This window comes from Collinsella sp. CLA-AA-H302 (genome assembly GCF_040093305.1).
In the GTDB taxonomy this organism is placed as follows: domain Bacteria; phylum Actinomycetota; class Coriobacteriia; order Coriobacteriales; family Coriobacteriaceae; genus Collinsella.
In genome coordinates this window covers 52845-71193 of the sequence record NZ_JBBNJW010000003.1, presented here as the reverse complement: position 1 = coordinate 71193, position 18349 = coordinate 52845, and the positions used below count along the sequence as shown (strand labels likewise).

At 60.0% G+C, this 18349-nt stretch carries 19 protein-coding genes and 1 tRNA gene; 9 read left to right on the top strand and 11 right to left on the bottom strand.

The features are described from left to right. Positions 1-157 precede the first annotated feature (157 nt). Positions 158-889, bottom strand: a complete 732-nt coding sequence (locus AAAV21_RS02905) for a hypothetical protein (RefSeq protein WP_349107335.1) — start codon at positions 887-889, stop codon at positions 158-160. An 81-nt stretch (positions 890-970) separates the two neighbouring features. Beyond that, complete coding sequence (gene purH / locus AAAV21_RS02900; RefSeq protein ID WP_349107332.1) at positions 971-2578, bottom strand: bifunctional phosphoribosylaminoimidazolecarboxamide formyltransferase/IMP cyclohydrolase; 1608 nt, start codon at positions 2576-2578, stop codon at positions 971-973. Positions 2579-2855: 277 nt separating this feature from the next. Here purH and AAAV21_RS02895 point away from each other — a divergent pair, with 277 nt between their 5' ends. Beyond that, positions 2856-3497, top strand: coding sequence for a GNAT family N-acetyltransferase (locus AAAV21_RS02895; RefSeq protein WP_117769936.1), 642 nt, complete (start codon positions 2856-2858; stop codon positions 3495-3497). Positions 3498-3949: 452 nt separating this feature from the next. Here the strand turns inward: AAAV21_RS02895 and AAAV21_RS02890 are convergent, their stop codons facing one another. Continuing rightward, positions 3950-5896, bottom strand: coding sequence for a DUF2207 domain-containing protein (locus tag AAAV21_RS02890; protein ID WP_349107330.1), 1947 nt, complete (start codon positions 5894-5896; stop codon positions 3950-3952). Between the two features lie 508 nt (positions 5897-6404). Between AAAV21_RS02890 and gluQRS the strand changes: the two genes are divergently transcribed. Then, positions 6405-7415, top strand: a complete 1011-nt coding sequence (gene gluQRS / locus AAAV21_RS02885) for a tRNA glutamyl-Q(34) synthetase GluQRS (RefSeq protein WP_349107328.1) — start codon at positions 6405-6407, stop codon at positions 7413-7415. 15 nt (positions 7416-7430) lie between these two features. Here gluQRS and AAAV21_RS02880 read toward each other — a convergent pair whose 3' ends face one another. The 3 genes from AAAV21_RS02880 to AAAV21_RS02870 form a co-directional block, all read right to left on the bottom strand. Beyond that, positions 7431-7916 carry a hypothetical protein gene (locus tag AAAV21_RS02880; protein WP_349107326.1) on the bottom strand — a complete coding sequence of 162 codons (486 nt, stop codon included), beginning with the start codon at positions 7914-7916 and terminating at the stop codon, positions 7431-7433. Positions 7917-7928: 12 nt separating this feature from the next. Continuing rightward, positions 7929-8156, bottom strand: coding sequence for a metallophosphoesterase family protein (locus AAAV21_RS02875; protein WP_349107324.1), 228 nt, complete (start codon positions 8154-8156; stop codon positions 7929-7931). Between the two features lie 78 nt (positions 8157-8234). After that, complete coding sequence (locus AAAV21_RS02870; protein WP_349107322.1) at positions 8235-8480, bottom strand: hypothetical protein; 246 nt, start codon at positions 8478-8480, stop codon at positions 8235-8237. A gap of 157 nt (positions 8481-8637) precedes the next feature. On the opposite strand from AAAV21_RS02870, the gene AAAV21_RS02865 reads away from it, so the two are divergent. After that, the gene (locus tag AAAV21_RS02865) at positions 8638-8949 is read left to right on the top strand and encodes a hypothetical protein (RefSeq protein ID WP_349107320.1); all 312 of its coding nucleotides are present in this window, start codon (positions 8638-8640) and stop codon (positions 8947-8949) included. Between the two features lie 152 nt (positions 8950-9101). Here the strand turns inward: AAAV21_RS02865 and AAAV21_RS02860 are convergent, their stop codons facing one another. Then, positions 9102-9623, bottom strand: a complete 522-nt coding sequence (locus AAAV21_RS02860; protein ID WP_349107318.1) for a hypothetical protein — start codon at positions 9621-9623, stop codon at positions 9102-9104. 621 nt (positions 9624-10244) lie between these two features. Here AAAV21_RS02860 and AAAV21_RS02855 point away from each other — a divergent pair. From AAAV21_RS02855 to AAAV21_RS02845, 3 genes are read left to right on the top strand one after another with little or no spacing between them, the layout of a single operon-like run. Beyond that, positions 10245-10787 carry a DUF4342 domain-containing protein gene (locus tag AAAV21_RS02855; RefSeq protein WP_349107317.1) on the top strand — a complete coding sequence of 181 codons (543 nt, stop codon included), beginning with the start codon at positions 10245-10247 and terminating at the stop codon, positions 10785-10787. Positions 10788-10806: 19 nt separating this feature from the next. Continuing rightward, positions 10807-11583 carry a response regulator transcription factor gene (locus tag AAAV21_RS02850; RefSeq protein ID WP_349107314.1) on the top strand — a complete coding sequence of 259 codons (777 nt, stop codon included), beginning with the start codon at positions 10807-10809 and terminating at the stop codon, positions 11581-11583. Continuing rightward, the gene (locus AAAV21_RS02845; protein WP_349107313.1) at positions 11567-12862 is read left to right on the top strand and encodes a HAMP domain-containing sensor histidine kinase; all 1296 of its coding nucleotides are present in this window, start codon (positions 11567-11569) and stop codon (positions 12860-12862) included. The genes AAAV21_RS02850 and AAAV21_RS02845 overlap by 17 nt, the downstream gene beginning before the upstream one ends. A 76-nt stretch (positions 12863-12938) precedes the next feature. Here AAAV21_RS02845 and AAAV21_RS02840 read toward each other — a convergent pair whose 3' ends face one another. Together AAAV21_RS02840 and AAAV21_RS02835 are read right to left on the bottom strand one after the other, a co-directional pair. Continuing rightward, positions 12939-13313: a VOC family protein gene (locus tag AAAV21_RS02840; protein ID WP_349107311.1), complete on the bottom strand. Its 375-nt coding sequence runs from the start codon at positions 13311-13313 to the stop codon at positions 12939-12941. A gap of 11 nt (positions 13314-13324) precedes the next feature. Beyond that, entirely contained in the window at positions 13325-13612 is a 288-nt protein-coding gene (locus tag AAAV21_RS02835) for a PTS sugar transporter subunit IIB (protein WP_006235903.1), read from the bottom strand. Between the two features lie 163 nt (positions 13613-13775). Here AAAV21_RS02835 and AAAV21_RS02830 point away from each other — a divergent pair, with 163 nt between their 5' ends. From AAAV21_RS02830 to AAAV21_RS02820, 3 genes are all read left to right on the top strand, one after another. After that, a complete protein-coding gene (locus AAAV21_RS02830) occupies positions 13776-14399 on the top strand; it encodes a hypothetical protein (protein ID WP_349107309.1) in 624 nt (207 codons plus the stop codon). 31 nt (positions 14400-14430) lie between these two features. Next, positions 14431-14515 (top strand) — tRNA-Leu (locus AAAV21_RS02825). Positions 14516-15004: 489 nt separating this feature from the next. Continuing rightward, complete coding sequence (locus AAAV21_RS02820; RefSeq protein WP_349107308.1) at positions 15005-16291, top strand: AAA family ATPase; 1287 nt, start codon at positions 15005-15007, stop codon at positions 16289-16291. A gap of 143 nt (positions 16292-16434) precedes the next feature. Here AAAV21_RS02820 and AAAV21_RS02815 read toward each other — a convergent pair whose 3' ends face one another. Both AAAV21_RS02815 and AAAV21_RS02810 read right to left on the bottom strand, forming a co-directional pair. Continuing rightward, on the bottom strand, positions 16435-17439 hold the full coding sequence (locus tag AAAV21_RS02815; protein WP_349107306.1) for a hypothetical protein: 1005 nt from the start codon (positions 17437-17439) through the stop codon (positions 16435-16437). 20 nt (positions 17440-17459) lie between these two features. Then, positions 17460-18221 carry a hypothetical protein gene (locus AAAV21_RS02810; protein ID WP_349107304.1) on the bottom strand — a complete coding sequence of 254 codons (762 nt, stop codon included), beginning with the start codon at positions 18219-18221 and terminating at the stop codon, positions 17460-17462. Between the last annotated feature and the right edge of the window lie 128 nt (positions 18222-18349).

The following is an 18349-nucleotide window of genomic DNA, read 5'->3' as shown; positions in this document are numbered from 1 at the left end:
TTATCCCATTATGACCGCGAAGCCGCAGGTACGCGCCCCACGCGGCACCAAGGTGACAGAACTGTTCGCGAACGAAAGCGTTCGAATCGCCCCCCCCCCCGCTCGCAGCGGGCGCGGGGATCAAATGATTAAATAATCCCCGTCCCAGAAACATCATTTAGCGGCGGGCTCGGAGCTTTTCGTAGCCGTCGGCAAAGAAGGCAACCGTCTCGGCATCGGACTCGGCGGCGACAGCGTCGGCGGCAGGCACCACGCCGTGCTCATCGCTTACCAGGAACAAGGCGCCCTTGAGCTGTGCGGGAATGTCTACGCGCGTGACCGGGATGTCCTTGGTCTGAGCCAGCTGCTCTATGAGCGTCGCCGTGCCACACAGGCACTCGTCCGCCGGCGCCACAAAGGCCAGCTCGCCGTTGTTGACGGCAGCGAGCAGCTCGGGCGCCACGCCGGTTTCGTCGGCCTCGGATCGGGCCTCGGCGGAGCGGGCACGCAGCGCCTTGGCCGAAGTATCGGCCAGCGGCTCGTACTCACCCACCGTCATGGCGGCATTGCCGTTAACGTCGATCACCAGCATGAGCACGCCGTCGTGCGCGGTGTAATCGCCCTCGGCAAGCGACCACTCAACGTGCTGCTTGGCCCAGCTGAGCATGTTATGGGTAAGCGGCTCGCCTTGCACCAAGCGCTCGGACAGCGCGCGAATGTGACGGTTGAGCATGGGCACCTTTTTGTTGGACATGCGCCAACGGCAGATAAGCGCGGGCTTGTCGAGCGTAAACTTCTCGACCGCCTCCTGATTGGCGCAAAAGTCCTCGTACGCACGCTGGTCCTCGGCATTGCCAAACAGCTCTGCATCATCAATCTGGGGCATGGTCATACCTTTCGTGTTAGTCATTCCGTCCTCTTATACCAAAAAGACGGCCCTCCAAACGGAGCGGCCGTCTTTTGCAGAGATTATTTTGTTCCGGGGCGAAACTTAGTGACGGAAGTGGCGGGCGCCCGTGAAGACCATAGCAATATTGTGCTCGTTGCAGGCCTGGATGCTCTCGTCGTCGCGCTTGGAGCCACCAGGCTGGATGATGCAGGTCACGCCGTGTGCGGCAAGCACGTCGACGTTGTCGCGGAACGGGAAGAACGCGTCGCTTGCACAGGCAAAGCCGCCCTTCTCCACGCCCTCGCGCTCGCAGAAGTCCTCAGCACGCTCGCAGGCCAGCAACGCGGAATCCACACGGTTGGGCTGGCCGGGGCCCATGCCAATGCCGGCCTTGCCCTTGGAGACCAGGATGGCATTGGACTTGACGCCTTTGCAGACCTTCCAGGCAAACTCGAGCTCGGCCATCTCGGCGTCGGTGGGCTTGCGGTCGGTGGGGAACGTAAAGGTCGCGGGATCCTCGGTCACGTGGTCGACTTCCTGCACCAGCATGCCGCCGTCGATGGAGCGCAGCTCCACTTGGGCGCCGTGGTCCACGCCGCCGGTAGCCAGCACGCGCAGGTTGGGGCGCTTGGCCATGCGCTCGAGCGCCTCATCGGTGTAGCCCGGGGCGATGATGACCTCGACAAACTGCTTGTTCTGGTCGGCGAAATGCTCAACCAGCTCAAAGGGAACCTCACGGTTGCAGGCGATGATGCCGCCGAAGGCGCTCTTGGGATCGCAGGCGAAAGCGCGGTCGTAGGCGGCCGTGATGTCCTCGGCAACGGCGGAACCGCAGGGGTTCTGGTGCTTGAGGATCACGCAAGCCGGCTCGTCGAACTCGCGGACCAGGTTCCAAGCGGCATCGGCGTCCAGATAGTTGTTGTAGCTGAGCGGCTTGCCCTGGATCTGCTCGGAGCCCACGAGCGGGAACTGAGAGCTCGCGGTGTTCTCGCAGCCCTCGGCAAAGCGATAGACCGTGGCCTTCTGCTGCGGGTTCTCGCCATAGCGCAGGTCGTCGACCTTTTCCAGCGAGATCTCGAGCTTGGCAGAGGTGTCCGCCACGTCGCTTGCCTGGGCGGCAAGCCAACGGGAGATAGCCGTGTCGTAGGCGGCGGTAGTCTGGTAGACCTTCACCTGCAGACGGCGACGGGTGGAAAGCGTGGTGCAGCCACCGGTCTCGCGCATCTCGACCAGGACGGCATCGTAGTCGGCCGGGTCGGAGATGACGGTAACGCTCGCGGCGTTCTTAGCAGCGGAGCGCAGCATGGAGGGGCCACCGATGTCGATGTGCTCGATGGCATCCGCAAAGGTGACCTCGGGGTTGGCAACGGTCTTCTCGAACTCGTACAGGTTGACGACGACCAGGTCAATCAGCTTAATGCCGTGCTGAGCGGCTTCCTGCATGTGCTGCTCGGAATCGCGACGGGCCAGCAGCGCGCCGTGAACCTTGGGATGCAGCGTCTTGACGCGGCCGTCCATCATCTCGGGATAGCCCGTAAACTCCTCGATGGGGGTTACGGGAACGCCCGCGTCCTCGATGGCACGAGCCGTGCCGCCCGTAGAGATGATCTCGACGCCAAAGTCGTCAACCAGCGTCCGTGCGAAATCGACGACGCCCGTCTTATCGGTAACCGAGATCAACGCGCGTGCGATCTTCACATCAGATCCCATGCAGTCCTCCTGTCTGGTACGCCGCCGTGCTCTGTGAGTCGGTGATACGTCGATCTGCAGCGCTCGCGCAGCGGCATTGAAAATACTGATTCAATGTAGCGCATCGAGCGCGACGTTGCACCCCGCAACGGGCGCATGTGCAGAAAAAGTTTGCGAGCAGAGGGGATGGGCACGACACCGGGCACGGTGAGTTGATGGAACACAGGGGCACCATAATTAGATGCCAATAGCGTGGTAGAACTGTGCTCGATATGCATCCGCAAAAGAAAGAGGCACCATGGTCTCGCGGGTTCTCTACCGACCGTTTGATACCGAAGACTTCGACGCCATCGCGCTGATTCTGCAGCAGCTTTGGCATAACAATTCGGATAACGATGAGTACAACCGCCTCGAGGCCGCGTGCGACCTCGCCCATTGCCTTTCGTCATCGACGTTTTCGCAGGTTGCCGTAATCGACGGTCAGGCGCGTGGCATTGCGCTCGCGCGCGCGGGACAGAGTTCCGGCGCCACCGTTAAGGAACACTGGATGGATACCGAACGCGCGCTGCTTTCGCAGATGCGCGAGCTGGAGCCCGATGTCTGCGCCGAGTATCTCTCGTTTGTGCGCGCAACCATCCGAACCAACAACCGCCTGCTCGAGAGCAGCCCGTTGCCGCACGACAACGAAGTCACGCTGCTCGCCGTCGATCCCGATGTCCACGGCCTGGGTGTAGGCTCAGTGTTGCTCGATGCCGCGGTCTCGTACCTGTCCTCGCGCGGGGCGACAAGGGCGCACCTGTACACCGACTCCAACTGCTCGTGGAAGTTCTACGAGCTGCACGGCTTTAAGCGCACGGCCACGCACCGCGCCAACCGCGAAGAGCGCCGTCACGACATGCCGCGCGAAAGCTTCCTCTACGAACTCGACCTAACAGCCTAGCCCCGGCAGCCGCACCTAGTCATCTAAGAACGTCCCCAACGACTGATCCCCAACGACTGGTCATTTAAGTCCGTCCCCAATGAGTAGCCTTGGTGATCTGCAAATAGCTGTGGTCAAAAAACATCAAATATGAGTACTGTTACCTTTTTAGTAGCAGCGATTTGGAGCATTTTTGATGCTTATAGGCATGACGACCAGCTGCACGAGCTGACATGACTCCCCAAATGTTCAATAAAATGGACTCCTAACGAGAAGTACTCTCATTAGGAGTCCATTATTATGTGCAAACATATGTGACCAACGCAGCAACAGTACTCATATTTGGTATTTTTTGTCCACTGCCCCTAGCGCGAAGGTCCTCAGCGGAAAGTTTGGCCCGTTTCGATGCACAAAAATGGGATGAATCTTCCCTGGCAACCGCCCAGAAAGATCCACCCCAAAGCAAGCGCTCGCTAGAACGTTCCGCCGCCGCCTCCGCCGACGCCGCCGCCTCCGCCGCCCGAGAAGCCACCGCCTCCGCCGCCACTCGAGCTATCGGAGCTCGAAGCCAACTCGCGGATGGTCTCGTGATACACATCGTTGAACGAATCGAGCGGAGACTCGTTGCCGTAGTGATGGTAATACCACCAGTAGCAGGGGTAGTTGTCGTAGAAATCGTCGCTGTTGCGCAGATCCGCAGGCACGGCCTCGGCCAGCTGTCGCAGCACTTCTTTCGAAACGCCCAGGGCAACGCCCATCACCAGCAGCCTGTTCCACAGCACCAGATCGCCCGGGACGGCTTCCTTTAGGCGTGTGAAATCCTCGAGCCAATGCTTGAGCGCCTTGCAGCGAGCCGCTACCTCGGCGCCCTCCGGCGTGTAGCGACGGAAGGTGCAGCTCAGGACAAAGCCCACGATCGTGACGGGGATCGAGATCATAGCGGCACCGACGTTGGCGTCCGCAAAGTCGGTATAGAACAGAGAGCCCAGAATGCCAAAGACAATGATGATGCCGAGAACCAGGCCGGCCACCATCGCGATAGCGCCATCCGATGCAATAAGCTCGCGCGCCTCCAGCTTGCCCTTAACTGTGCTCTGATAGTCCTCGAGCTTGTCGCCAACAGATGTGGTGCGCTCGCTAGCGTACTCCTCCAGCTCGCTAAACGTGCGCGAACGGACTCCGTCCTTATCGGGCTTAACGCCGGCGAAGAAGACCTTGAGCACATCGCGATCGATGCCGTCCTTCTTGGCAGCCTTCCAGGCCTCGTCGGTCACTGTGATGCGATACGTCTGCTCCTCTTTTTCGCGACGGAGCAGACCCTTCTTCTTGCTCTCGGTCGCTTCTTCCAGCTTGATCACGCGGTCGTCGGTGAGCTTCATAAGCGTGGCGATATATGCCTGATCGGGCACGTCGTTCCAGCTCATAAGAGCTGCAAGCACCGCGGGATGGTCGGCCGAGGGCACATCGCGGAAGTACTCGTCCTGAAAGAGCGGCTTGGGCTTGGGCCTGCGCAGCTTAAGCATCACGATCACACCGGTATAGGCAACCGCCACGACAACACACACCACGGCAATCGCGCCGGCAACCGCACGCGCATGCTCACGGCGAGCGTTGGCCTCGTCAGCCCATTCCTTCTCTTCGCTCAGAATCGTCGACATGCGCTCTTCGCTCGAGGCGGCGAGCTGCGGCACCCAGTCGTTGGGGAAGGCGATGCGTGCCTCGGCGAATTCGCCCTCATGCACGCAGGGAATGGTATAGGTGACCATGGGCTCGTCCGCATCGAGTGACACGTCGCCCGTCAGCGGGCCGTGGCCCCATGCGCGGAAGTTATCACCCTTGACGGCAGCCGTCCCGGCAGCGGCATTTGCGAAATACACTTCCATCTCGACGTCATCGGAGTCCGCAGACCAGCCGTCACCCACAAATTTCCAGTAGAGCTCGGCGGTATCGGCCCAATTCATAACCGCACCGGTCATGGAATACCTCACGTAGTAGATTGCGCTGTCGCCGCTCTCGTGGGGGCTGAACACCTTAATCTTTACGCCGTCGTCGGACTGTTCCACCGTGTAAACGCCGTCGTCGCCTTTGTTTGCGCTGTCGACCTTGTTAAACGCAGTGTCGTCTTCCTCGACGCCTAGCACATTGACGACCACCGAGCCGCCTTGCTGGTTAGAGCCTGTATTGATATCCCAATACACGCCGTTGATGTCGTCGTCGAAATCGAACTGGCGTCCCTCGACAACGGTCAGCGAGCCATCGGCCTCAACCGTGGCGCCGATGCAGGTTTGGCTCATGGAGTAGCCGTCGGCGTGCGCGGCGGCAGGCAGCAGCAACAACGCAAGCGCGACGAGTGCGCAGACGGAAGCGAATCGCGCAAACAGGCGGCGCTGCCGACAGGGCTGGGCAACGGGGGCGTTCATAGGCACATCCTTTGTCTGTGGTACCAGTAGCGTCATTGTCCCACGTTTGCGGGCTCATGTGACGAACATCTAGGCCAGCGGAGTATCAAACGGGACAAAAGTCACGCCCGCCGCCGGCACCTGGGGACGTTCCTTATCTGCCGGCAATCTGAGACACTCCTTGGCATAGCCCGCCCTGGCAATAGATACCACTTCACAGCTCCGTCACAGGTGTAGCGGCTTTGTGTGGGCACGGCGTGAGCCGATTAAGCCGGCGAGCGAGGGGCATAAAGCAGTTGAGCGAGAACGGTTTGCCCCTTTGCCGTTCGCTTGAGGATCATGTCCCCCTTTTCCGCGGAAACCCCGGCAGTTGCGAAGAGCTGCCGGGGTTTCTGTCGTTTGTGAGGCTAAGTCGGTGCGCAGTGATCGAGACCTTGAGCCGCAAACCCACCGTGCGCAATGCGCACCGCCGCCAACTTGTGAGCGCGGCAACGCCTTCCCCACCGCGCCCCGCGCTATACTCGTCCGCATGGATATCAAAACACGCAACATAGCAACGCCTGCCGCGGACGCGCCAGCGACGCCACCCGCCTCCGCCCCCGCGCCCGTCGTGGGCCGTTTCGCCCCGTCGCCCTCGGGCCGCATGCACCTGGGAAACGTGTTCAGCTGCCTGTGCGCGTGGCTTTCGGCCCGCAGCCAGGGCGGCAGCATCGTGTTGCGCATCGAAGACCTGGACGATCGCTGCAAGCGCCCGGAGCTCGCCGCCCAGCTGATCGACGACCTGGCCTGGCTGGGACTCGAGTGGGACGAAGGCCCCTACTACCAGCACGATCGCCTGGATCTGTACGAGGACGCCCTGCACCAGCTGCAAGACGCCGGCCTCACCTATCCTTGCTTTTGCACGCGTGCCGAGCTCCACGCCGCGAGCGCGCCTCATGCCAGTGACGGCACGCCCATCTACCGCGGCGCCTGCCGAGGCCTTTCGGCCGAAGAGGTCGCCCGCCGCAGTGCCCTGCGCGCCCCGGCCACGCGTCTGCGCGTGCCCGCCGTCGACGACCTCGCAGACGATGTGGTCGAATTCGTAGACCGCACGTACGGAGCCCAATGCGAAGCACTCGCCACCGAGTGCGGTGACTTTTTGGTGCGCCGCAGCGACGGCGTTTTTGCCTACCAGCTAGCCGTGGTGGTCGACGACGCCGCCATGGGCGTCACCGAGGTCGTGCGCGGATGCGACCTGCTGGGGTCCACGCCGCGCCAGATCTACCTGCAGCATCTACTGGGACTGGCCACGCCGCGCTACGCGCACATTCCACTGCTCATGTCGCCGGACGGTCGCCGCCTTTCCAAACGAGACCGCGATCTGGACCTAGGCGAGCTCCGCGCACGCTTTGGCACGCCCGAGGCACTGCTGGGCTGGCTCGCCGGGCAAACAGGCATCGCGCCGGACACCACACCACGTACCGCCGAGCAGCTGGCCGAGCATTTTAGCTGGGATGTTATCCGCAAGCACAGGGAGAATATCACCGTAACGGCTGAGTAATCATGCGCCTCGCCCCTACGCAACGTCCCAGGGCTGGAGTTCGTCGCCCAGGCGAACGATGCAGTCGTAGAGCACGGTGTGGCGCTCGGCCGGGTTGGCATCCCGATGAAAATGCCCGTAGTACCAGCGCTTGTAGTCCAGGCGGCCTTCTAGCTCGTCGAAAAATGCCGTAAGCCGATCGACATCGGGGTAATTCCAGCCAGGTGCCGGATAGAGCGTGGGCGAGAGCATGCGCGTGGAACAGGTGTGGGTGATTACGTAGTCGACCTTCCAGCCCACGCTATCGAGCTTTGTCCGCGCTTCCTCAAAGTTGCGCTCACCCGGCAGCTCCTGCGGCCACCAGCTGGAATACGGCACGCGGTATTCCTTGTCCACGCTCGTGGCGCCGCCCATGGTAAAGATCGTTGAGCTGCCGAGCTCAAAAACCTCGCCGCGCGTCAGGCGCCGTATGGGCGAGGTGTCCGACAGGCGCTGCGTCAGCCCGCCGTGCCACAACTCCATGGGACGCTCCGCTCAATGGTCGAAACGCTCGTGGTTGCCGTCGACGAACAGCACGGTATAGGGGCGCGACTCCAGCCAAGCGATGTCGGCACATTCCTCGGCAGAGAAATCCCACGGAAAGCCAAAGTCGCCGGCGACGATGAGATAGTCGTCGCTCGTCAGGCTATCCCCAAGCTCCCAGTCGCGCAGCTTTTGCATGTCAACCCCACCGTGAATGTCGCCCGTCACATAGACCGTCATCGGATCACCACTTCCCTGTAAATCGCTAGCCCGCATTCTGCACGATCGCCAAGCAAACCGTTCCAGCCCTTCCGTCCCTTAGGGCTTACCCTTCGTTCTTCCATCCAAACGGGTCAAGTACCCAAAAACCAGATCGAGCACGCCGCCGGTCATCATAGCGGCGGCAAGGGCGATGATGACGTGCAGAGAGCTAGCACTTCGGAGCACATCAATCGGCCCCAGAACAGCCAGCAGCGCGACCGCTGCGCCGGCAAGGCACAGCGCGAGGCACGGCCCCGCGCCCTTGACGCACTTCTTTGCAAGGTGCTTGGTGTCGTCACTCATCGATATCGAACTCCTTAGAGGGTCGCTGTTCAGGTACATGCCGCCGCGACGGAGCATGGAGGCAGGGTAAGTGTCAGATGTCGTGCGGGCACGTTTGAGTTACCCTACAAATTATTGAATTTGATAGAATGTAGGGTAACTACTCAGGGGAGGTGCCATGTCCGTCTTAGAAGATGTCCTAGAAGAGGAATATGTACGCTCGAGCCGCCTCTTGGGCCTCATGGAGCAGGAAATCAGTCTCCTTCCAAAGGGCAGCGTCCGTATGCGAAACATAAAGGGCCACGAATACTTCTATCTCAACTATCGAGTCGGCGACAAGGTCAAAAGTGACTATGTACCCGCTACAGAGGTTGATGAGCTGCAAGCCAAAATCGAACGTCGAAGGACTCTTGCGGCCGCCATCAGAGAACAAAAGCAGTCTCAAAAGCTAATCATACGTGCGTTGGGAAGGGTGCCGAATGCTGACTGAACAGCAGAGATTTTCCTCTAAAACAATTTGAAAACCTTGCCGCATACATGCCGTTCGCATCCGCTGGGTCCGAGCCGCTGCCCAAGTCACCATGTGCCCGCACACAAATAGTTACACGCGGAACTATTCCAAAACCGAAAGAACCACTGCAGTTAGTACCCGATAACCATAATACCTTTTAACGGAACAGGCATGCGCCCGCTTGCATACAATGTTTTGAAAAAAGTTACGACCTTTTCGTAGTCTCTGCTTGAGTTGTCACCACTCTTGTACACATTACGAACGGCTACACAAAGATATGCTGCATCCTGTATCATGCACGCTTCAAAAAAATCCTTCAGAAACTGGTTGTTCGCGACAGCGCGCCCGGCCTCAATCTCCACTATCGTGTTAGTGTCCCTATGGACGGCATCGACCTCAAAAGCTTTATCAATTAAGCCTTTCTCCCCATACAACACTGGCATCGATAGTTTCTCGTTTTTCTTTTTCCCCACCTCAACATTGAAACCAAATTGCTCCAAATCGAACGCCAAAATTCGGAGCACGCTATCGCTGTGCTCACTGTTTTTATCAGAACGAATCTGCTCAATATTTTTATTTACAGCTTTTACAACGTCCATTAACGGCTGCGGCGGACGACCGTTTAATGGGAAGTAAATCCAGTTGCACTCCATTGATAGTCCTTTCTCTATATTCATTCAGCCACTGCAGCTATTTTAAATTAATGTTATAAAACACCGACGACTAACGATGCCATAAACAGTCAATCGGTCAACCTTTTAGCAGTTAGCGAACCATGCAAGCAAACAGAAACCTTAATCAACATGACGGATTGGTGCTTTCGGTCATTAGCAAACAGAATCACTTGCCCATGGAGCCATTTACCCTTGGCCTTTCAATTAGGACTGGCGTCAAATGCCGCATGCCTAAGTAATATTAAGGTCCTTCCATGGCTGCCGTGCGGTGGCCCACGCACCCAATAACATCCATATGTGAAACTCATACTTTTGCAACGCGATTTTGATCCATATGATCCGTTCGCCTTGCTTATCCCATTTCTGCCGCCGGCTTGTCATCGGCTCACCATCCCCCGTTATCGAGGTCTAATACTTTTCCCACCGCCGCGCAAAAACTCATCCAACATTAATCTTGGCTCAAGAATCGCTTAATCTATAACCTGCACTATAGAGTTCGACCAAGGGCGGGGCGGCGCCGCGCGACGCAGGCCGCCGAACGCAACGCTCGCGCCCGGGCAAATCGCCCGGCGTCGCGCCCATCGAACGAAAGGAAAGGTCATGGACGACCTCGAAAAAGTTGAAACCATCCGCACCAAGTGCAACGTGAGCTACACCGATGCCAAAGCTGCGCTCGACGCCGCCGACGGCAACGTCCTGGATGCCATCATTTGGCTCGAGTCGCAGGGCAAGACCCAGACCACGTCGGCGCATGCCGCCACCGAGTCCGCGCCAGTCGATGAGCCCTCTGCCGAGATGGTCGCCGCGCAGGCCGCCTACGAAAAGTCGAGCGAAAAGACCGACTTTTCCAAGAAGATGGACAGCGTGTGGGAGTACCTCAAAAAACTCTTCCGCCTGAGCCTGGACACCAAGTTTATCGCCACGCGCCGCGATGCGATCATCCTCAACATCCCCATCCTGATTCCCATCATCGCTCTGTTTGCCTGGGGCGCCACGATCTGGCTGATGCTTATTGGCCTGTTCTTTGGCATGCGTTACCGCATCGATAGCGACGGCGACGTGCCCGGCAGCATCAACAACCTGATGGACCACGCCGCCGACGCCGCGGACGGCATCAAGCAAAATCTGAACGACGACAAGTAATCGCAGACGGGGGGCACGCATGGCACGAATCCTGATCGTAGAGGACGAGGAGAAAATCGCCCGCTTTGTGACACTCGAGCTAGAGCACGAGGGCTACCAGGTGGAGCACGCCGCCGACGGACGCACCGCCGTTGACCTGGCGTTGGAGCGCGACTACGATCTGATTCTGCTCGATGTACTGTTACCGCAGCTCAACGGCATGGAGGTGCTGCGGCGCATACGCAAGCACAAGGATGTGCCAGTGATCATGGTCACCGCGCGCGATGCCGTGATGGACAAGGTTGCCGGGCTCGACGCCGGCGCCGACGATTACCTGACCAAGCCGTTTGCGATCGAGGAGCTGTTCGCACGGATCCGCGTGGCGCTGAAGCGCTCGGAGGCCGTGCGGGCGGCTTCGGGCGTTGGGGCCGGGGAGGGCGTAGCGAGCGGCACGGCCGCCGGTATCGCCACAATGTCCCCGGCAACCGACACGGCCCAGACCGCTGCCTCGCCCTCCCCCGCCACGCTCACCGTGGGCTCGGTCGCGCTCGATCCCAACCGCCGCGAAGTCACCGTCGGCAGCGTGCCCATCATGCTCACGGCCCGCGAGTTCGATGTGCTCGCCTTGCTTATGGCGCACGCCGGCACCGTGCTCACACGCGAGCGCATCGCGCACGAGGCGCTGGGCTACGAATACGTGGGCGACACCAACAACGTCGACGTGCACATCGCGCACCTGCGCGCCAAGATCGAGGACGCCGGCGGCGCCCGCATCATCCAGACCGTGCGCGGGGTGGGCTATGTCTGCCGCGCGTAACGACGAGACCAAGCGCGTCACCTCCATCGCCCGCGCCATCAACTGGAGCTATATGTGGCGCCGCTTGATGAGCCACATCTGGCTCGATCTGTTACTGTTGGTTATTGCGGCGGCGATCCTCGTCTATGGATACAACCAGACGCTGCCCGATGGCGCGTTTACCGCGGGATGGATCCCCGGCGCCGCCGTTCGCAGCATGTCGCTGACGCCCGCGCGCGGCTGGGACCTGACAACGCTCACCTATACCGTCGAGCTTGCGCGTACCACCAAGACTTTCCCCCTCGCGCAGGACCTCGTCGCGCTATGGCCTCTCTACCTTGTCGTTGTGAGTTGGCAGGTCATCAGCGTGCTCAACATGCTCGGCGGCGCCCGCCGCGTGCGCCGCACCATGGCGCCGCTCAACGATCTGGCCCTGCGCGTGGACGAACTCGGCCGCATGCAGCTCTCCGGCGGCAAGATGGAAACACTGGAGCAGGCCATCGAGCGCGCAAGCGTCGACTCGCCGAGCGTTACTACCGGCGACGCCGACCTGGCAAGCATCGAGGTTGCACTCAACCGCCTACTGCGCCAGATGCAAGAGGCCAAGCTGCAGCAGATGCGCTTTGTCAACGATGCGAGCCACGAGCTGCGCACGCCCATCGCGGTGATTCAGGGCTACGTGAACATGCTCGACCGCTGGGGCAAAGACGACCCGGACGTGCTGGCAGAGTCCATTGCCTCGCTCAAGGCCGAAAGCGAGCACATGCAGGAGCTCGTGGAGCAGCTGCTGTTTTTGGCGCGCGGCGATGCCGGCCGTACCGTACTGAGGCGCGCGAATACCAACCTGGCCGCTCTGGTCGGCGAAGTGTGCGAGGAATCGCAGATGATCGATGCCGAGCACACGTATCGGCTGGCGTACGACGCCGCGCTTGCCAGCGACCCGTGCTGTGACGCGCCTGTCGACGTGGCGCTCGTGAAGCAGGCTCTGCGCGTGATCGTGCAAAACGCCGCCAAGTACTCGGATGCGGGCACGAGCATCACATTTAGCGTAGCGCCGGATACGGGCGCGGGCGCGATCGACATAAGTGTTGAGGACGAGGGCATCGGCATGAATCAGGAATCCGCAGCTCATGCGTTTGAACGGTTCTACCGCGCTGACAACGCACGCGATGCCGGCGCGCAGGGCTCGGGCCTGGGGCTTGCCATTGCCAAGTGGATCGTCGACAGCCATGGCGGCGTCATCGGCGTGACCTCGGTCGAGGGCGTCGGCAGCCGCTTTACGATTCGCCTGCCGCGGTAGGGATGCCCCTCGGCATAAATAAAGGGATAAGGCCATGCGGCCCTATCCCTTTTTGCTAGCTATGGCAGCTTGTGCGCTACTCGCGGCACAGGTGCACGGCGAAACCGGCGAACTCGCGCTTAAAGTACACGAGCTTGGTGCCGCCGTCGGGCAGCAGCACGCGCGACTCCTCGTTGACCTCGAGCCCGCGCTCGGCAAACCACTTCTCAGCCGCATCGATGTCGTTGACGGCAAAGCCGATGTGGCCCTTGGCGCCACGACCGTTCTGCTTCATGATCTCGACCAGCGAATCGTTAAAGTACGAAACGGGGGTCTCGATGACGGGCAGGCCCATCATCGTCGAGAACAGCTCCGCGATCTCCAGGGCGTCTGCCGGATCGGCAGCGTTAATGCCCACATGGGCAACGCGAATGCCAAAGAGCTCAACCGGATTGGCGTTCTGCTCACTCATACAGTCAGCGCCTACTGAGCCATAACGTCGAGGACGGCCTTCTCGGCAGCGACGCGGTTCATGCCGGTCATGAAGGGCACGCCACTCACGTACGGGCAGGTGAGGCCCTCGGGGGCAACGGTGGTGGCGATCAGCAGGTCGGCGCCCTCGTCGCAGTAGTCCTTGGCCTCGGAGATGGCGCACTGCACGATCTCGTACTTGTCGGCGTAACCGTTGGCGTCGAGCAAGGTGGCGACCTTCTGGGCAACGAGCGTGGAAGTAGCAGCGCCAGCACCGCAAGCCAAAACGATTTTCTTCATAGGTAATGTCTCCCTTCATGGTTTACTTTAGGTAAGTGTACCGCAGCGAGCGATAGCACTCGGCCTCGATGAGCTTTTATGCCAGTTTGCTTGCGCGCTGCGTATAATACATCCAGTACGTGTTGTCATACCGCTCGCTTTATGAGTGACTAAGGACCCTAATATGCCCGATTCCCGCACACTCTGGACCGCCGTCGTTATCATCTGCATCGCCGTGTCGGTGTTCTTTAGCGTCAAAAAACGCACCACGTTTAAGCGCCTGCAGCAGTTGATGGCCGCCAAACAGTGGGACGAGTTCGATCGTTTGCTCGACGGCAAGCTCACCAGCATGCTGTACCCGCGCTACAACCGCGACTACCTGCGCCTGAACTCTTATCTGCTGCGCGAGGACCACGAGCGCGCCGATGAGATGTTCGATTTGCTGCTGGGGCTCAATCTGCCCAAGATGCAGCGCGTCGACCTGGTGATCAAAGCCTTTAACTACTACGTTGGCCAGGAGGACCGCAAAAAGTCCAAGGAGCTTCTGCACGAGATCAAGGGCTTTGAGGGGGGTCAGGCCGAGGCGGTCGCACACGAGTGTCAGCTGATGTACGACACGATGATCCTCAAACGCCACAACGACATCCCCGAGCTGGAGCGCATGCTCAAGGATGCCGGTGACGACCCGGTCAAGCGCTGCCGCCTGGAGTACCTGTTGGCCCTGCAGTACCAGAACAAGGGCGACGAGGCCAAGTTCCAGGAGTTCCTGGAGAAGTCGGGCCAACACTCGATGGCCGTCAACGCGTAACGGACGGCTTGTGCTAGACTTCTAGTCTTACGGGGGCGTGGCGGAATTGGCATACGCAGGAGACTTAAAATCTCTCGCCGCAAGGATTGTGGGTTCGAGTCCCACCGCCCCTACCATATGGATTTTTCGAGCCCGTGTCCCCCAGGGATGCGGGCTCGTTTCTTTCGGACGCCGGTGGGGCTCGAACCCGCGAGGGGGCAAGCGTCAAGCGGACGCGCAGCGTCCGCAGCGAGCCGGCGAGGGCGCCGGCAGGCGGCCGAAGCCGGTGCGGATTTGCGCAGCAAATACGCAGACGTCCCACCGCCCCTACCATTTGGCTTTTACGAGCCCGTGTCTCTTTGGGATGCGGGCTCGTTTCTTTTGGATGCCGATACAGATGGTGAGTTGCGGTGGAATAGTTCTTGTTTATGCTGTTTACCAGCCTATTTAAGAACTATTTCACCGCAGCTTAGGTTGATACTCCCACATTTTTCGATGGAAGAACGTGGTTGTCTCGCACATTTTTCGATGGAAAAACGTGGTTGTCTCGCACATTTTCCAAGGGAAACGCGCATACGGCCTTATACTAGCCGAGAGGGTTGGGAGGCAATATGCAACGACAGCTTATGAGTGAACTTATCGCTTGGAAATCAAGGGCGAATCGCAAACCTCTCTTGCTTAAGGGAGCCCGCCAGACAGGAAAGACGTGGCTTCTTAACAAATTCGCAAGCCAGCAGTATCGAAACGCCATTCGTTTTGACTTTATGCTCGAGCCGAGCGCACGTTCGCTGTTCGATGGGGACCTCGACCCCAAGCGCATCATCTCCCAGATAGAACTCCTAAGTGGCCAAAACATAACGCCGGCAGACACGCTCATCATTTTCGACGAGATCCAAGAGGCGCCGCGCGGCATCACCTCGCTCAAGTACTTCAACGAGCTTGCACCCGAATACCACATCATGGCAGCCGGTTCCTATATGGGCCTCGCACTCCGGCGCGAAAACGAGTCATTTCCCGTCGGCAAAATTGACCAGCTCACCATGCGTCCCATGGGGTTTGCCGAGTTCGTTCGTGCCGTCGACGGCAACCCGCTCGCCGACGCCATCCTTGCCGCAGACATGAACCTTCTAGCAAACGTTACCGAAAAGCTCGAGCACTTGCTCAAGGAATACCTTGTTGTCGGCGGTATGCCCGAAGTTGTCTCCGCTTTCGCCGAGACACGCGACTTCATCGAAGCCCGAAGGCTTCAGCAGCAAATCATCGAGGCTTACGAATCCGATTTTGGCAAACATGCACCCGCCCGCATCGTCGAGCGCATGAGGTTGGTCTGGAAATCCCTTCCCGGCCAGCTTGCAAAGGAAAACAAGAAGTTCGTCTACGGAGCCCTTCGCCCCGGGGCGCGCGCACGCGATTTTGAGGAAAGCCTCCAGTGGCTCGCGGACTACGGAATCGTTCATAAGGTTCCGCGCGTTTCTGCCCTCAGAGCACCGCTCTCGAGCTATGAGGATCTCTCGGGCTTCAAGCTGTTTTGCATTGACACCGGCATCCTTGGAGCGCTCTCCAGCCTCCCCCCGACCATCGTCCTAAACGGATCCGCTGTTTTCACTGAGTTTAAGGGCTCGCTCACCGAGCAATATGTCGCACAGGAACTCTTGCTGCAAGGCAAAAGTCCTGCGTACTGGTCCTCTACCTCCGGCAATGCCGAAACCGACTTTGCCATCGACCATGCGGGAACCGTGTTTCCGCTTGAGGTCAAGGCGGCGGAGAATCTCAAAGCAAAGAGCCTGAAAATAGCCTGCGAAAAATTCAAGCTCATGCGTTGTGTGAGGACCTCCCTGGCGGCATATAGAGATGAGGGCATGCTCGTCAATATTCCGCTTTGGGAGATTGGGCAAATCGACAAGCTGGCATAGGCGCTGTGGGGACGCCCCGCAAGGACTGTCCCCAGAGGTGCCGGCAGAAAAGGAACGTCCCTAAGTGCCGGCTGTTGAGTTGCGGTGGGATAGGGACTGTTTGGGGCCCGAAAGGGCGATTATAGTCCGTATTTCACCGCAACTTATTGGAGGGTGCTCAGGCTCGGAGTCCAGGTGATGGTGGGTAGCTCGCCGTCGAGAACCTCGTTAATGGTGGCGGCCATACCGGCGAGCAGGCTGTTCTCGCTTACGGTGAGCGTGTCGTAGCCGCCGGCTCGCATAAGCTCGCGAATCACCACGGCACCAGCCAAGATCACGCCCGCGCGCTTGGGCTGTACGCCCGGCAACGCGGCAATGCCCGCAACATCCAGCGCGGACATACGCTCGATGGCAGCCGAAACCTGCTCCATCGAAAGCTCGCGCAGGTGCACAAAGCTCGAATCATACGGCTCCAGCTCGTGAACGAGTGCCACGAGCGTGGTGACGGTGCCGCCCACCGCAACGAGGCGTTCGGCGCGCTCAAAGTCGCTGGGCAGGCCTTCAAAATAGGCGGCAAACTGCTCGCCTGCCCACGCGGCAGCGGCAGCAAGCTCGCCATCCGCGGGCGGCAACGCGGAGAAAAAGCGCTCCGTCACGCGGCGACAGCCGATGTCCAGCGAGCGCGTTCCCTCCAGCGCAAAGACGCCGCGCTCCGGCGCGTACACGCCAGTCGCGAGCTCCGTGGATCCGCCGCCCGAATCGGCAACAATGATGCGCTCGCCGGCAAAGTCGTGCGCCACGCCGAAAAACGTCAGGCGCGCCTCGACCTCGCCCGGAATCACCTGTGGCTCAAGCCCCAGATCGCGCAGGCCGTCCAGCAGCAGCGCGGCATTGGACGCATCGCGCGCGGCACTCGTGCAGGTGGTGCAGACGCACACGGCCCCAAAGGCACGGGCCTCGTCCACAAACATGTGACACGCAGCGAGCACACGCTCGACAGCCGCCTCGCAAAAGCGGCCCGTCGCGTCGACGCCCTCGCCCAGATCGGTAATCTCGGTATGCTTGGACGATTCCACAATCGCTCCGCCCTCGACCTGGGCCAACACCAGTCGCGACGACACCGTTCCCAGGTCGATCGCGGCCACCTTATAGCGTTTGCAATTTGTCATTGCGGGCTCCCCTCCGGGCGCTATTTGCCGTTGGACACGACCGTTTGACCCTCGACGCCGTTAAACCCAAACAGCATGTCGAGCGCCTGGATGTACCACGGCGCGTCCTTGCCGACTTCTTCGATTTCCTTGGCCACTTCGCTGGCCTTCTTGGCGTTTGAGGACTTTTTGCTCGACGACGAGTCCGAATCGTCGTCCAAGCCTAGCACGTCAATCTTCTTCTCGCCGGGCATCACCAGGCCCAGGTCCTCGGACGCCGCGTCCTTGATACCCTCCTCCGAGAGCAGCTTGTCGACGCTTTTTTGCAGCTCATCATTGTATTGCTGGCGAATCTCGACCTGCTTGGCCAAGATATCGCTCGAACGCTTTGCCACGTACAGATCGCGCACGGGGAAATACAGGCTCACGAGCACCAGCGCCACCACGATACCGATAAACAGCGGACGCAGAGGGCCATGCGTAAAGTCATAGATCGCCTTGACCACCGCGTTGTCGTTGGCGTAATGCATAAAGTCCGAGCCCGAAAGACGGTTCGAGGGCCTACTCGATTTGTCGTGTGCTTGAGTCGAGGGACGCGACGCATGCGACGAACGTGCCGGGCGCACCGGTCCATCTGCCAAGGTATTTGATTGAGCATTGGGGCGCGAGGTACTTGTCGGGCGCTGCGTGGAGCGGTCGGCGCCGGCATAGGCGGACCCACCGAGCTGCACCGTGCGCGCACGGCGAGGCGACGGCTCGCGCGAACCGGCGGAATAGTACCTGTTGTCGTAAATCTGATCCATGTGCGCCTTGTGCGGTTGAGGTTTGTTTGCGCTAAGTCCTTTAGTTATAGCACGAGCGCCCGCACCGCCTTCGCCAGCCTTTGCTCGACATAAAAAAGGCGCTGAGCCATATGGCCCAGCGCCCGACA

Excerpts from the sequence above, each read along its gene's own strand:
- AAAV21_RS02870 (WP_349107322.1), bottom strand. The coding sequence starts at position 8,480 with ATGAGTGACGACACCAAGCACCTTGCAAAGAAGTGCGTCAAGGGCGCG.
- AAAV21_RS02865 (WP_349107320.1), top strand. The coding sequence starts at position 8,638 with ATGTCCGTCTTAGAAGATGTCCTAGAAGAGGAATATGTACGCTCGAGC.
- AAAV21_RS02810 (WP_349107304.1), bottom strand. The coding sequence starts at position 18,221 with ATGGATCAGATTTACGACAACAGGTACTATTCCGCCGGTTCGCGCGAG.
- AAAV21_RS02905 (WP_349107335.1), bottom strand. The coding sequence starts at position 889 with ATGACTAACACGAAAGGTATGACCATGCCCCAGATTGATGATGCAGAG.
- AAAV21_RS02855 (WP_349107317.1), top strand. The coding sequence starts at position 10,245 with ATGGACGACCTCGAAAAAGTTGAAACCATCCGCACCAAGTGCAACGTG.
- gluQRS (WP_349107328.1), top strand. The coding sequence starts at position 6,405 with ATGGATATCAAAACACGCAACATAGCAACGCCTGCCGCGGACGCGCCA.
- AAAV21_RS02820 (WP_349107308.1), top strand. The coding sequence starts at position 15,005 with ATGAGTGAACTTATCGCTTGGAAATCAAGGGCGAATCGCAAACCTCTC.
- AAAV21_RS02850 (WP_349107314.1), top strand. The coding sequence starts at position 10,807 with ATGGCACGAATCCTGATCGTAGAGGACGAGGAGAAAATCGCCCGCTTT.
- AAAV21_RS02890 (WP_349107330.1), bottom strand. The coding sequence starts at position 5,896 with ATGAACGCCCCCGTTGCCCAGCCCTGTCGGCAGCGCCGCCTGTTTGCG.
- AAAV21_RS02840 (WP_349107311.1), bottom strand. The coding sequence starts at position 13,313 with ATGAGTGAGCAGAACGCCAATCCGGTTGAGCTCTTTGGCATTCGCGTT.
- purH (WP_349107332.1), bottom strand. The coding sequence starts at position 2,578 with ATGGGATCTGATGTGAAGATCGCACGCGCGTTGATCTCGGTTACCGAT.
- AAAV21_RS02895 (WP_117769936.1), top strand. The coding sequence starts at position 2,856 with ATGGTCTCGCGGGTTCTCTACCGACCGTTTGATACCGAAGACTTCGAC.
- AAAV21_RS02835 (WP_006235903.1), bottom strand. The coding sequence starts at position 13,612 with ATGAAGAAAATCGTTTTGGCTTGCGGTGCTGGCGCTGCTACTTCCACG.
- AAAV21_RS02875 (WP_349107324.1), bottom strand. The coding sequence starts at position 8,156 with ATGACGGTCTATGTGACGGGCGACATTCACGGTGGGGTTGACATGCAA.
- AAAV21_RS02815 (WP_349107306.1), bottom strand. The coding sequence starts at position 17,439 with ATGACAAATTGCAAACGCTATAAGGTGGCCGCGATCGACCTGGGAACG.
- AAAV21_RS02845 (WP_349107313.1), top strand. The coding sequence starts at position 11,567 with ATGTCTGCCGCGCGTAACGACGAGACCAAGCGCGTCACCTCCATCGCC.
- AAAV21_RS02860 (WP_349107318.1), bottom strand. The coding sequence starts at position 9,623 with ATGGAGTGCAACTGGATTTACTTCCCATTAAACGGTCGTCCGCCGCAG.
- AAAV21_RS02880 (WP_349107326.1), bottom strand. The coding sequence starts at position 7,916 with ATGGAGTTGTGGCACGGCGGGCTGACGCAGCGCCTGTCGGACACCTCG.
- AAAV21_RS02830 (WP_349107309.1), top strand. The coding sequence starts at position 13,776 with ATGCCCGATTCCCGCACACTCTGGACCGCCGTCGTTATCATCTGCATC.